The organism is Schleiferilactobacillus perolens DSM 12744 (genome assembly GCF_001435585.1).
Classification (GTDB): domain Bacteria; phylum Bacillota; class Bacilli; order Lactobacillales; family Lactobacillaceae; genus Schleiferilactobacillus; species Schleiferilactobacillus perolens.
In genome coordinates this window covers 176,503-189,088 of the sequence record NZ_AZEC01000004.1, presented here as the reverse complement: position 1 = coordinate 189,088, position 12,586 = coordinate 176,503, and the positions used below count along the sequence as shown (strand labels likewise).

The following is a 12,586-nucleotide window of genomic DNA, read 5'->3' as shown; positions in this document are numbered from 1 at the left end:
TACCTACCTTTCAACTCGTTGCTTGCCCGGTTCGATTCAGCACCTTGCGCGGTTTGGAACCATCCGGCCCACTGACCACGCCATGCGCTTCCAGCTCATCCATTAATCGAGCAGCCCGGTTGTAACCAATACGAAACCGCCGTTGAAGCATGGAGACACTGGCCGAATCTTGATCTTTCAATAAAGTGACGGCATCATTAAAGTATTCGTCTTCACTGTCTTTGTCTTTGCTGGCGCCAATTCCGTTGAGATCATCTTCCGTTGGTTCCATCGATTGATCATACTCTGCTGGTTGCTGATCGGCGACAAAGGCCACTACTTTTTCCACATCTTCAGACGAAATGTAAGCACCTTGAATCCGGGTTGGCTTGCTCGCTCCCATCGGCAGGAACAACATGTCTCCCCGTCCCAGCAGTTTCTCAGCCCCAGTTTGATCCAAAATAGTCCGGGAATCGATCCCGCTGGAAACGGCAAAGGCAATGCGGGATGGAATGTTCGCTTTGATCAAGCCGGTAATGACGTCGACTGACGGCCGCTGGGTGGCAATGATCATATGAATCCCGGCAGCTCGGGCCATTTGAGCCAACCGCACAATGGCTGTTTCGACCTCGTTACCGGCAACCATCATCAGATCGGATAACTCATCCACAATGACGACGATGTAAGGCAAAATGGGCATAGGCGTTTTTTTACCTTCTGCAGTGGCATTGAACGCCGTCGCTTTGGCATTGTACTCCCCCATGTTCCGCAAACTGGCATGGGCAAACAGTTCATAGCGTCGTTCCATTTCTGCCACCACTTTGTTTAATGCCCCGGCCGCCTTCTTGGCTTCCGTCACCACTGGAATTAACAGATGCGGTACCCCGTTATATACGCTGAGTTCGACCATCTTCGGATCGATAAGCATCAGTTTCACTTGGTCGGGCCGAGTCCGTAATAACAGACTAGTGATAATCGTGTTGATCATCACGGATTTACCACTCCCGGTGGAACCGGCAATCAGTAAGTGGGGCATCTTCGACAGATCCGCGCTGATCACCCGGCCCGTCACATCTTTACCTAGTGGCACCCGCAACAAGTGGGTTTCATCCAAGGGCAGGTGTTCCACCACATCCCGGAAAGACACCGTGGACACTTGCTGATTCGGAACCTCAATTCCCACATAAGGCTTACCGGGAATCGGTGCTTCCATTCGGATGTCTTTAGCCGCTAACGCCAATGCCAAATCGTCGGTTAAATTGACGATTCGAGAAACCTTCACGCCGGCCGCCGGTTGCACTTCGTACTTGGTAACCGCCGGCCCTAAGCTGGCTTTTTTTACTGCGGCATGAACGCCAAAACTGGCCAACGTATCCTCCAGTTTGCGGCGATTCTTATTGATCGTGGAGACCTCCGCGCTTTGATCTGTCGGAGGAATTGCAGTCAATAAATCAGTGGGCGGCAGTGTGTAGTTCTCCGCAACTTTCGTGGTGCGTATCGGCAAGTCCGTATCCTCAGTCGAGTCTGGCGCAATATCCGCCGGTTGAGGTTCATCCGTCATACCGGACACCGGTGCCTGGGACTTCGGGGCCGCCGCTGTCGGCGCGTCAATAACAAAATCATCCGACTTAGCCGGAGCCGCTTCAGATGTGGTGTTGTTCGGGGCTGCTGGAGTCGCCGGTTGTTCAGCCTCTGCGGCCTTAGGGGTCGCCTTCGTCTCTGGGGTGCCACTAGCAGTTGTTGAATCTTCAAAAAAGCGTTCTTGCACTTTGGCCCAAAACGATACAGTGTGATGGCGGGCGGCGCGACTCATGGCCACCGAACCAGTCTCCACATGTTGGGCCACATGCACCACCCGGGCAAAGGGCACGCCAAAGAACAGCATCGCCCCACCCAGCATTAAGAGCAGCGCCACGATGTAGGTGCCAATCTGAGAAACCAAAAAATAACTGCCGCTGTACAAGGTAGTGCCAATCAAGCCGCCGCCCACACTCTCGGTAATAGCTGCCCGCTGAAATTCGGCCGACAGTGCACCCCAAATGTAGGCCAGGAAGCGACTATGCATGTTGGCTTGCTGGAAAAACATGGCCGTCATCATGAGCAGGCTGCCGCAATAAGTAATTGCTAAGCCGCCAGTACGCCGCCCGGGCACTTCAGGCAGTTCACCATTGGCCATCAGCATGAACCCAAAAGCACCCAGCAAGACGGCTGCTAAAATATACGTGTCACCCACCAGCAGCCGCAGCGCATTGGCTAAAAACACCCCTAAAAACCCCAACCGAAATGTCGCCAAAACAGCCAATAACAAGAATGCAAAGCCAATCACATTCAAGGATAAATCGGCTTGTTTTGGTGTACGCCGTTTCGGTCGGCTGGTAGTTTTTCGAGTTCGCGCGGTTTTCCGCTTCGCCATGATGACTTTTTCCTCCGTTCAATCCATTACTCTGAATCACTATTATATTAGAAAAGAGCGGACAAAACCAAACCGGTTCGGCCCGCTCCCTCTTGGCTGGCAGTCAGACATGCCGACGCCAGCTTACTGTCTCAAGATTACTTGCTTTCTGGTTCCCCAGAAGCTTGGAAATTCAATGAAACTCCCTCGTTCAAAGCCACCGCGGTGACTTGATAGGTCAGTGTTTCAATATATTCCACCAATGGCCGGGACAATTTCTCTAATTCATCCGGCGGTAGTTCACTGGCTTCGCCCTCATAGCCTAATGTCTGCACCACCCGGCTGATCGAACCGGATACCTTGAAGCCATTGTCTTCCACAGTCACATCAAAGGGCACCATAATTTCAAAGAAGGCTCCATCCTTCTCAGTGCCCTTCAACCGCTCGTCGGTCGGCTGTACTTTACGCATGGCGACTTGCACGTCTTGACTGGGCTGATCGCCCTTTTGCAGTAAATCATAGTGGAACGAATTCACCACGATTGGGAATTTTTTAGTTTCCATTTTTACCCTCCAAAAATTGCTCGGTTTGTTATATCCAGTATGGCAATTTTTACAGTGTGACGCAACCTACTTCCACTTGTCGTGGGGATAAACATGGTGCTCTTCCAGACCCGTAAAGTGCTGCTGGCGGACCGCCTCGTAGATGACAATAGCCACTGAATTCGCCAGGTTAAGAGCCCGCACTTTATCCGTCATGGGAATCCGCAAACACCGGTCATGGTATTTCTGCATGAAGTCTTCAGGCAACCCTGTGGTTTCTTTGCCGAACATAAAATAGTGATCAACCTCTGTATCGGAAAAGTCTTGGTCGGTGTATACCAAGTCAGAAAACTTGCTGATCAAATAGAGATGCTGGGTATCTGGTAATGTCGCCATGAAGGCGTTCAGATCATCATGTTCCACTAAATTAACGTTATCCCAATAATCCAGCCCGGCTCGCTTCATGTTTCGGTCGCTCAGCTCGAATCCTAAGGGGTAGATTAAATCCAAAGTGCTGCCGGTCGCTGCACAGGTGCGGGCGATGTTGCCTGTATTGGCCGGCATGAGTGGTTCGTATAGTACAATATGATTAGTCACGAGAAGCTCCTTCTTTGCGTCAAATTTCTTATATGTATTGTACAGCAGGTGCAAGAGTGGTGCGAATTTTGGTGAGTGTATGTGGGCTCGTGGGTCTCTGCTTCCTCTTATAATGGGCTCCACGCCTCAGTATCCCCGGGCAAAGTCCCCAACCCAAGTAGGGGATTAGCGCCCCGAAACGGGCTCCGCCGACCAGGGGCTAGGGCAGAAGGCAGGGCAGACATAAAACCTAAGTGCGGGTTTTCTGCCTGCCCGGTCCCCTTCTTAAACGGGCGGAGCCAAGCAGAAGCTAGGGTGCAAGAGCGCAGGCACATAAAACCTAAGTGCAGGTTTTCTGCGCCTCACCGCGCCCTCCAAAACGGGCTCCGCCGACCAGGGGCTAGGGCAGAAGGCAGGGCAGACATAAAACCTAAGTGCGGGTTTTCTGCCTGCCCTGCCTTCTGCCTACGCCCCTAACCGGTCGGCTGCGCCCTCTCCATAAAAAAAACGCACTACTTCGGTGTTATGCCACGGCGAAGTCGTACGTTAGTGAGGTCTCATCGCTTGTTTTTATCAAAAGAATTTCTGAGAAAAGTAAGCGAAAAGGACGTTGAAAATAATATAGCACCCAGTTGTGTAAAATGCAACAGGTCTAGACTAATTTTTCCCCGAGGTTTATAGTCAAGAAAAACGATGAAAGCGAGCAATACCATGCTAAAAGTATATGCTTACGACCGCCAGCACCATCAATTGACAGCCAGCAATTCATTTGCCAATCATACATGGATCAACGTGGTGGATCCGACTGCTGAAGAAATAGCGACACTGCTGGGCAAAACGGACATCCCGGAATCATTTATCTACTACGGCTTGGATAAAGATGAGAATGCCCGGACTGAATACAATGAAGATGATGACGCGACGCTAATTATCTTCGACGTCCCTGTTCTCCAACGGAACAGCAAGGATCATGACGGGATTTATCGCACAGTGCCGTTGGCCATTGTCTTGACCAAAAATCATCTGGTCACAATCTCCAATAACCGCATGCCGTTCCTCGATTCTTTCAGTGATAACCGGCGGCACTTGAATCCGACTAAACCAGCTCATGCCGTGTTAAGTATTCTGGCCCACGTGGTCTCTAATTATCAGCGCTATTTGCGGGATATGAATAAAAGTCGGGAACGCACCGAAGATCGCCTGCAACGAAATATGCGCAACCGGGATCTGTATGATCTGATGCGGATCCAACGCGGCTTAGTTTATTTCTTAATGTCTCTGCGCACTGATCGGTTAGTCTTAGAAGCGTTACGCAAAGCACCTCACTTCCCGTTAAGTGAAATCGACGACGACTATCTTGAAGATATATTGACCGAAGTCCAACAGAGTGTGGAAATGGCCCAAATCAGCAATAACATTCTGAATGAATCCACCGACACGTACTCGTCCATTATTAACAACAATATGAACACAGTCATGAAATTTCTCACAGTGTACTCCATCCTTTTGACTATTCCGACCCTGGTTTTCAGTTTTTACGGCATGAACATGAAGCTGCCCATGGCCGATCTGAGCCTGAGCTGGATCATCACCATCATTATGTCGCTGATTATTGTGGCATTAGTGGGTTACTGGTTCTATCGGCGTCATCTGTTCTAAAAGAATGAACGAATGCACATATGAGCACTTACTAATTGTTAGTGCTAAGCCCACGTGCTATAATGATCTTGTTTGTGACCCAGAAAAACGTGTATTCAAATTTCTCTATGAAAGGAGATCCATTTATGGCAAAAAAGTCCAAGATTGAAAAAGAAATGAAGATTGAAGCCACTGTCGCTAAATACGCCAGTGTGCGTGCTGAGTTAAAAGCCAATCACGACTATGCCGGCTTGCAAAAGCTGCCCCGCAACGCCTCCCCAGTTCGAATTCATCACCGGGATCGTCTGGACGGCCGGCCGCATGCGTACATGCGCAAATTCGGTATTAGCCGGATCAAGTTCCGCGACTTGGCCCACAAAGGGCAAATCCCTGGCGTCCGTAAAGCCAGTTGGTAAATTGAAAAAGTGGCCACCAAACGAAAATTATTTTCGCCTGGTGGCCACTTTTTTAATTGCCCTTATTCTTTAGGATCTGTTTTATCCGTTGGTTCTTTCGCCGCAGGCTTATCCGCTTTCGAATTTGCCTTCACTACCGGCGCTGGGGCGGGTAAACTGGTCTGGGTTTCGTACAAACTGGATGTACTAGTGAACCAGTGCCATAAACGAATCCAAATAATCTTGATGATGGCGTATACCGGGATACCAAACAGTACCCCCGGCAGACCGTACAGACCACCAGCACCCAGCAAGACCATCAAGGTCGTCACAGGATGCATGTCCATCTTGCTGCCAACCACCAGCGGCGACACCACGCGCTGTTCAATCGTTTGTTCCACCATGAAGACGACCAAGACCCAGAAGATCATCTGGGGCGATGTCATCGCCGCCACCAGAACACTAGGCACCATGGCCAAAAAAGACCCTAAGTAAGGAATCAAATTCAGAATCGCCGCTAGAATCGCCAAAGTGACACCATAGCGCTGGCCAATCACGGTGTAGCCAATAGCAAACATGACACCGACCCAGAAAGCCACAGTTAACTGACCACGGATGTAGTTACTGATCGATTGAGAAATTTCGGTCAAAATTTGGCGTAAATGGTCCCGCCAACGCGGCGGTGCAATGCGGACAATGCTATCGCGAAAAGCATCTGGGCTTTTAAGCATAAAGAATAATAAGAACGGCGCAGTGATGATCGCCATCACGACACCCGTAATCGTGCCCACGGCGCCACCAATGTTTTGCAGTGCACTAATTGCTCCGGATTGGACCCGGGTGATCCAATTCGACGACACATTGTGCATCGCATCTTCTACCGACTTGGTAACCGCATGAAAACGGGAATCGGCCAATAAATCGGTGACCCATTTTTCTAATCCGGTCCAATAGCCCGGCAATGCCGCCACGAATTGTCCCACTTGAGTTTGAATCAACGGGATCAAGGTCAGGACACCCCAAATCAGCAGTGCCAAAATGATAACAAACAATACCAACGTGGACACCACCCGGGGGACATGCCATTTATGTTCAGCAAAAGACACTGTGGGTTCCATTAAGTAATAAAATACACCGGCTAACAAAACGGACGGCAGCAAAATATTAATCACTTTGCCAACCGGCGCAAAGATCCCATCAACTTTGGTGAATAAAAACAACACGATCAAGGTCAACAAAATATTGACCAAGGCCACGGTTAATTTATTATTGACGAACCAGCGGAAAAACCAGGATTGATTGAAATGTGCCTGTTTCCGTGAATTAGAGTTTTGTTGTTGCTCCATCGCGAATCTCCCTTCGTGATGCCCGAGTACTATCCCTGGTGGATGTAAACCAGCGGCGTGCCCACCGTGAATTCGGGCATTTGCAAAGCGCCATCTAACGGTGCCAGATACAATGCATTCTGCAATCGATCGCCGGCCAGTTTGTCAGTGAACACCAGCGCGACATGGCCCAGCGTCTGCAAGTTAGCAGACGCCGCCCGGCCGACATAAGTGACCGTGTAGCGATCATCGTTAATCTGCACTTGATCCCCTTGGGCCATTGTTAACTGGGCCTGCGCGGCTTTGTCTGAGAAGCGCTGAATAACTGCGATGGACGCAATTTCATCCGTGGCTTCCTCACCAAACAATACCACCATTGGGTCGGCATGGCCCAAAGCCTGCTTGCCGATTGCTGTGACTGTTGCCTTTGTTTCTGTCATCATCATGCCTCGTTTGTCATATTTTGGAGTATCTGTTACAAAATCCCATTTTATCATAGTCTGCACTCCTCTGACCCCGACTTGAGACCGGTTTCCATGCTATACTTTTCCCTAGAACCGATGGAAGGAGCAAAACCTCTTGCAAGAAAAAATTTATCTCGGCGGTTATACCAAGCGCATTTCGCAAGGTATTTACGAAGCCGCGCTGGATACCGATACAGAAAAAATCAGTGACCCGCAAAATATTATTTCAATTAAGGGTGCCACGTATATCGCCTATGATCCCCAAGGGCGTCATCTTTTTGCCATCGAGGCTAAAGACGGTCAAGGCGGCGTCGCTAGTTACGATATGGCGGGCCACACCCCTAAGTTGATCAACGAAGTCTTGGCTCCGGGCTCTTCGCCGGCCCATATTTTCTTTGATGCCGACCGCTCTCTGCTCTATGCTGCCAACTATCATAAGGGCACCATTCAAGTCTTCACCGTGTCTCCCGCTGGCGAATTAGCGGAAGTGACCGTGGTGACCCACGAAGGCCATGGTCCCAAGCCCGAGCAAGACGCCGCCCATGTCCATCAAACCATTTTGACCCCGGACAAGCGGCTGGTCTCCTGCGATTTAGGCATGGACCAAGTGGACACATATGATGTGTCGGCAGACGGTCAATTGACCCATGTGGCGACATTCGCTACCCCGGCTGGCTTTGGACCCCGCCACATGGTCTTCCACCCGACCCAGTCCATCGCGTATTTACTGGGCGAACTCGGCAGCGCCGTCATTGTCTTGAATTATGACGCCACTAAGGGCAGTTTCTCGCCACTGATGGAAACGTCCCTCATTCCCGACGACTGGACCGCCTTCAACGGTTCGGCTGCGATTCGCATCAGCCATGATGGCCGCTTCTTATATGCTTCCAACCGGGGCCACGATAGTATTGCCGTGTTCAGTGTCAGCCCGGACGGTCGCAAGATCAGTCTAATTCAACGGATCAGCACGGAAGGTAAGATCCCCCGGGACTTTGCACTAGACCCTACTGAAAAATATGTCTTGGTCGTGAATCAAGATTCTGATAACGGGACTTTGTATCGCCGCGATTCAGAAAGCGGCTTCTTGACCAAGATCCAGCAAGATATTACGACGCCGGAGAGCACGTGTGTCGTTTTTGTTCGTTAAACTTCGGTAAACGCGCTACTCCCATCCTCCTCAGTACGATATACTTAGGCTCGTTAATGTATATCTTGAGGAGGATTTTTTCGTGCTGAATATTTTAAAAGCAGTGATCCTAGGCATTATTGAAGGTGTCACCGAGTTTCTGCCCATCAGTTCTACGGGACATTTATACCTGGCTAACGAATTCGTGAAACTAGACGAATCCCCAGCCTTTATCACCATGTTCATGGTCGTGATTCAACTGGGCGCAATCCTGGCAGTGGTCGTGCTCTACTTCCATCGCCTCAATCCGTTCTCGCCCAAGAAGACCCACGCAGAAAAAAGCGATACGTGGCGATTATGGTTTAAAGTCATCTTAGCAGTCATTCCATCCATGATTGTCGGCCTGTTGCTAAACGACTGGATGGATGCACATCTCAATACGTGGCCTGTGATCAGTGCCACGTTGATTATTTATGGGGTATTGTTCATTGTCGTAGAACGTTGGAACGCGCATCGGACACCACGGGAAACGGATCTCAACGCCGTGAGTCCTGCTACGGGCTTCAAGATTGGGCTCTTTCAATTACTCAGTCTAGTACCAGGAACCTCCCGTTCTGGCGCGACAATTCTTGGTGGGATCACGATTGGTGCTTCCCGCTTCGTGGCCACTGAGTTTTCATTTTTTCTGGCGATTCCCACAATGGTGGGGGCGTCCGGCTTGAAATTAGCCAAGTATCTGCTGAAGGGCAACACATTCACTGGGGATGAACTCATGGTGTTACTGGTCGGTACATTCGTGTCTTTCATCGTCGCCTATATTTCTATCCGGTTCTTGCTGAACTTTATCAAGCGCAACGACTTCCAAGGATTTGGCTGGTATCGGATCATTTTAGGGATTTTAGTAATTGCCTGGTTCTCATTCCATTAGTTGGTTGAAAGGAGTCACCACATGGTTCAATTTTTAAAAGAAGTCGCCGTTGAAAACTTCACCCATATTCCAGCATTGTTGGCCGCTGGGGCGGACCGCATCGAATTGAATGACAATCTCGCAGTGGGCGGGACCACCGTCAGTCGCGGCGTCATGGCCGAAAGCATTCGTTATGTCCACGAAAAACAGCGCAGCATTGCGGTCATGATCCGGCCCCGGGGCGGCAATTTCGTGTATAACGACACCGAAGTCAAAATGATGGAGACTGATGTCTTCGTCGCCCAGGAACTCGGGGCCGACGCCATTGTCACCGGTGCTTTGACCCCGGCTGGCGACATTGACACGGACGCCATGGCGCAACTCATTGCCGCGGCAGCGGGAATGACTGTGGTCTTCCACATGGCCTTCGACGCCATCCCCCAAGACAAACAGACGGCTGCATTAAAATGGCTGGCTGCCCACGACGTCTCCCGGGTTCTCACCCACGGCGGCCCGTTAACTATTCCGATTCAAGACACCCTCGCCCATCTGGCGGAAACGGTCCAAGCTGCCCCTAAAAATCTCACTATTCTTCCGGGCGGCGGCATTACTGCCGTGAATGCAGATGAAATTGCGACTTCACTTGGCGTCAAACAACTTCACGGCACCAAGCTGGTTACGATTTAAACCAGCCGTCTGACCAATAAAAAACGTCGTCACGGAGCAAATTCCGTCACGACGTTTTTTATTTTTCCGCAGCGCGCCAAACCATCGCCCGTAAACTGCACAAATCCGGGGGCAGCGGTGCCGTCACCATAATGTTTTGCCCAGTCAGCGGCTGCCGCAACCGCAATACATGGGCGTGCAAAGCCTGCCGATCGATTAACGGGCTAGTGGTCCCGTATAGATCATCACCCACCAGCGGATGGCCTAATGCGTCAAAATGGACCCGAATCTGATGTGTCCGCCCCGTCAACAGCCGAACCGACACGATGCTTGCCTGCGCCGTCGTCGTATCCACAGTATAGGCCGTCAGCGAAGCCTTCCCGCCGACTTTCACCATTCGCGCATACAGCGAATCTGGGGCCCGATCAATGGGCAGATCAATCAACCCGCTCCCAGGGGCCAAGGCACCAGTCACCACGGCAAAATATTCCTTGATCATCGCCTTGCTTTGAATCTGGTGATCCAGCAAACTATGGGCCAAACTGTGCTTGGCAAACAGCATGACCCCGCTGGTATCCCGGTCTAACCGGGACACCACGTGGACCGCATCACTTTCATTACCAATCTCGTGCAGATACCCCTTCACCCGGTTGGCCATGGTGTCTCGGGGATGCTGCGGGGAGGGAATGGATGCGACAAACGGCGGTTTATTCACGATCAACAAGTCTTGATCCTCATACAGCACATGGATTGGCAAATCAGACGGAATAATATTATCCGCACTGCGTTCCGGCGGCGCCACCAAGCGAATGACATCTCCAGGATGGATAGGGTAATCCGAATTGCGCTGATGACTGTTCACAAAAAGCGCCCCACCATTAAACTTGGTGCGGCTAATAAACGACCGAGACAGCCCTAAGTGCGTGAGAAAGGTCTCCATTGACTCAGGTCCATCATCCGGTACGACCCATTTGAAAATCATGACCGTTTAACATGGGACTGCTTGCTGCCGATGAAGGCATCCTCCACCCGGTCCCAGAAGTGCATGTGGCGATAACGAGCAAAATGAATCCGCTCTTTAGCGACTCGGAAAGTAACCTGTGAAATTGGCCGCACCCGATGGGTAAAAGAATCCACCGTCAGAATGTAATCTTCCTGAGCGTCCGGCCGAATGGTAATAAATTCATCCGGTGCAATCACGATGGGGGAAGACAAGGTCCGGAAAAGTCGATTGTTGATGGAGGCCACTTCGGTCATCTGCAATGCCTCTAACCGGGGATGCAGCACAGCCCCGCCCAGTGACTTGGAATAGGCCGTCGACCCAGTCGGGGTGGAAATACACAGACCGTCGCCGCGGAAACTTTCAAACAGCTCATTGCGAATATAAACTTCCGACTTCATGGTCTTGTTCACTCGGCGAATGGTCGATTCGTTCAGCGCGACATAGTGGTCGTGGCCGCCGTCGAAATATTCCACGTACACATCCAACAACGGATAACTCACACTTTGTCCAGAATCTTTCGTTAATGCCTCAACCAACTCGGGCAGTTCATAATCCCGCCAGTCAGTATAGAAGCCCAGATGGCCAGTGTGTACCCCAATAAATCGAATCCGGTCCAGTTGATGGGCATACCGATGAAACGCCGACAGCAGTGTGCCATCGCCGCCCACCGTCACCACGATATCCGGATCGCGGCTGGTCAAAATTATATTCCGATCCCGTAATTCCCGCGATAATTTATTGCGGAACGTGCGGGACTTGGGCTTATCATTGCTAAATATCGCGATTTTCATCGTCGTCATGGTCGTCTTTCTCTCCCGTATCTGTATCATTATCCGTCTGACTCTCACCGCCAGCACCCGTCGATTGTTTGCCGCGGCTGTAATTAAACATGACCTGCGCATCCTGAATTTCTTCGCGAATGGCCGACATTTCTTTATCCAGCATAAACGCCGCTTCCGCCGCCCGCTTCAATCGATCGTTGATCTCTTTTGGAAATGCCTTCGGGTATTTATAGCTGAGGGAATGTTCAATGGTCGCCCAGAAGTTCATCGCCAGTGTGCGGATCTGAATTTCCGCCAAGATCTTTTTCTCCCCGGTAGCCATTTGGACTGGGTAAGAAATCACCATATGGTAACTGCGATAACCGCTGGGTTTGTCATTCGTGACATAATCCCGTTCCTCGACCACCTGCATATCCGAGCGTTCGCGCAACAAGTTGACGACGTCGTAAATATCCTCGACGAATTGGCACTGAATACGCAGGCCCGCAATATCCTGCATGTCTTCTTCTAAAAGAGCCGGTTCAATGACCCGGCGATGCATTTTTTCAATAATACTGGGAACTGGCTTGACCCGGCCGGTGACAAACTCGATCGGAGTGTGTTCCCCTTTTTCTAGAAACTCTGTCCGTAATGCCCTTAATTTTATTTTTAATTCGTTCACAGCCTGTTCATAGGGTAATAAAAATGTGGACCAATCTCTGCCCATGATGATACCTGCTTTCCTCGGTGCCTGAGTGTGGCAAACCAATTCACCAGACAGGCCATGCCTGGCGCACCGCTGTTAAATTCCC

General features: G+C 50.7%; 13 protein-coding genes. 5 read left to right on the top strand and 8 right to left on the bottom strand.

Annotated elements, in window-relative coordinates:
- Nucleotides 1-10: 10 nt before the first annotated feature.
- From FD09_RS06130 to trmL, 3 genes are all read right to left on the bottom strand, one after another.
- On the bottom strand, nucleotides 11-2,392 hold the full coding sequence (locus FD09_RS06130; protein ID WP_057819409.1) for a DNA translocase FtsK: 2,382 nt from the start codon (nucleotides 2,390-2,392) through the stop codon (nucleotides 11-13).
- 137 nt (nucleotides 2,393-2,529) lie between these two features.
- A complete protein-coding gene (locus FD09_RS06125; protein ID WP_057819407.1) occupies nucleotides 2,530-2,934 on the bottom strand; it encodes a DUF1149 family protein in 405 nt (134 codons plus the stop codon).
- Nucleotides 2,935-3,000: 66 nt separating this feature from the next.
- The gene (trmL, locus tag FD09_RS06120; RefSeq protein WP_057819406.1) at nucleotides 3,001-3,510 is read right to left on the bottom strand and encodes a tRNA (uridine(34)/cytosine(34)/5-carboxymethylaminomethyluridine(34)-2'-O)-methyltransferase TrmL; all 510 of its coding nucleotides are present in this window, start codon (nucleotides 3,508-3,510) and stop codon (nucleotides 3,001-3,003) included.
- 690 nt (nucleotides 3,511-4,200) lie between these two features.
- Between trmL and FD09_RS06115 the strand changes: the two genes are divergently transcribed.
- Nucleotides 4,201-5,148, top strand: coding sequence for a magnesium transporter CorA family protein (locus tag FD09_RS06115; RefSeq protein WP_057819404.1), 948 nt, complete (start codon nucleotides 4,201-4,203; stop codon nucleotides 5,146-5,148).
- Between the two features lie 125 nt (nucleotides 5,149-5,273).
- Nucleotides 5,274-5,543: a 30S ribosomal protein S14 gene (gene rpsN, locus FD09_RS06110; RefSeq protein ID WP_057819403.1), complete on the top strand. Its 270-nt coding sequence runs from the start codon at nucleotides 5,274-5,276 to the stop codon at nucleotides 5,541-5,543.
- A gap of 62 nt (nucleotides 5,544-5,605) precedes the next feature.
- On the opposite strand, the gene FD09_RS06105 is transcribed toward rpsN, so the two are convergent.
- Complete coding sequence (locus tag FD09_RS06105; protein WP_057819401.1) at nucleotides 5,606-6,868, bottom strand: AI-2E family transporter; 1,263 nt, start codon at nucleotides 6,866-6,868, stop codon at nucleotides 5,606-5,608.
- Nucleotides 6,869-6,897: 29 nt separating this feature from the next.
- A complete protein-coding gene (locus tag FD09_RS06100; RefSeq protein ID WP_057819609.1) occupies nucleotides 6,898-7,287 on the bottom strand; it encodes a PTS glucitol/sorbitol transporter subunit IIA in 390 nt (129 codons plus the stop codon).
- 139 nt (nucleotides 7,288-7,426) lie between these two features.
- Here FD09_RS06100 and FD09_RS06095 point away from each other — a divergent pair, with 139 nt between their 5' ends.
- The 3 genes from FD09_RS06095 to FD09_RS06085 all read left to right on the top strand — a co-directional run bounded on the left by FD09_RS06095 (nucleotide 7,427) and on the right by FD09_RS06085 (nucleotide 10,031).
- Nucleotides 7,427-8,458: a lactonase family protein gene (locus tag FD09_RS06095; protein ID WP_057819399.1), complete on the top strand. Its 1,032-nt coding sequence runs from the start codon at nucleotides 7,427-7,429 to the stop codon at nucleotides 8,456-8,458.
- Nucleotides 8,459-8,540: 82 nt separating this feature from the next.
- Nucleotides 8,541-9,365 (top strand): undecaprenyl-diphosphate phosphatase, encoded by an 825-nt coding sequence (locus FD09_RS06090; protein ID WP_057819396.1) that lies wholly within the window; start codon nucleotides 8,541-8,543, stop codon nucleotides 9,363-9,365.
- Between the two features lie 21 nt (nucleotides 9,366-9,386).
- A complete protein-coding gene (locus FD09_RS06085; protein WP_057819394.1) occupies nucleotides 9,387-10,031 on the top strand; it encodes a copper homeostasis protein CutC in 645 nt (214 codons plus the stop codon).
- 58 nt (nucleotides 10,032-10,089) lie between these two features.
- On the opposite strand, the gene FD09_RS06080 is transcribed toward FD09_RS06085, so the two are convergent.
- The 3 genes from FD09_RS06080 to yjbM are packed head-to-tail and all read right to left on the bottom strand — an operon-like array spanning nucleotide 10,090 to nucleotide 12,501.
- The gene (locus FD09_RS06080; protein WP_057819392.1) at nucleotides 10,090-10,992 is read right to left on the bottom strand and encodes an RluA family pseudouridine synthase; all 903 of its coding nucleotides are present in this window, start codon (nucleotides 10,990-10,992) and stop codon (nucleotides 10,090-10,092) included.
- Complete coding sequence (locus tag FD09_RS06075) at nucleotides 10,989-11,813, bottom strand: NAD kinase (protein WP_338054138.1); 825 nt, start codon at nucleotides 11,811-11,813, stop codon at nucleotides 10,989-10,991. The genes FD09_RS06080 and FD09_RS06075 overlap by 4 nt, the downstream gene beginning before the upstream one ends.
- Complete coding sequence (yjbM, locus tag FD09_RS06070) at nucleotides 11,785-12,501, bottom strand: GTP diphosphokinase (RefSeq protein WP_057819390.1); 717 nt, start codon at nucleotides 12,499-12,501, stop codon at nucleotides 11,785-11,787. Before yjbM ends, FD09_RS06075 begins: the two co-directional genes overlap by 29 nt.
- Nucleotides 12,502-12,586: the final 85 nt, after the last annotated feature.

Excerpts from the sequence above, each read along its gene's own strand:
- FD09_RS06130 (WP_057819409.1), bottom strand. The coding sequence starts at position 2,392 with ATGGCGAAGCGGAAAACCGCGCGAACTCGAAAAACTACCAGCCGACCG.
- FD09_RS06125 (WP_057819407.1), bottom strand. The coding sequence starts at position 2,934 with ATGGAAACTAAAAAATTCCCAATCGTGGTGAATTCGTTCCACTATGAT.
- FD09_RS06115 (WP_057819404.1), top strand. The coding sequence starts at position 4,201 with ATGCTAAAAGTATATGCTTACGACCGCCAGCACCATCAATTGACAGCC.
- rpsN (WP_057819403.1), top strand. The coding sequence starts at position 5,274 with ATGGCAAAAAAGTCCAAGATTGAAAAAGAAATGAAGATTGAAGCCACT.
- FD09_RS06105 (WP_057819401.1), bottom strand. The coding sequence starts at position 6,868 with ATGGAGCAACAACAAAACTCTAATTCACGGAAACAGGCACATTTCAAT.
- FD09_RS06100 (WP_057819609.1), bottom strand. The coding sequence starts at position 7,287 with ATGACAGAAACAAAGGCAACAGTCACAGCAATCGGCAAGCAGGCTTTG.
- FD09_RS06085 (WP_057819394.1), top strand. The coding sequence starts at position 9,387 with ATGGTTCAATTTTTAAAAGAAGTCGCCGTTGAAAACTTCACCCATATT.
- FD09_RS06080 (WP_057819392.1), bottom strand. The coding sequence starts at position 10,992 with ATGATTTTCAAATGGGTCGTACCGGATGATGGACCTGAGTCAATGGAG.
- FD09_RS06075 (WP_338054138.1), bottom strand. The coding sequence starts at position 11,813 with ATGACGACGATGAAAATCGCGATATTTAGCAATGATAAGCCCAAGTCC.
- yjbM (WP_057819390.1), bottom strand. The coding sequence starts at position 12,501 with ATGGGCAGAGATTGGTCCACATTTTTATTACCCTATGAACAGGCTGTG.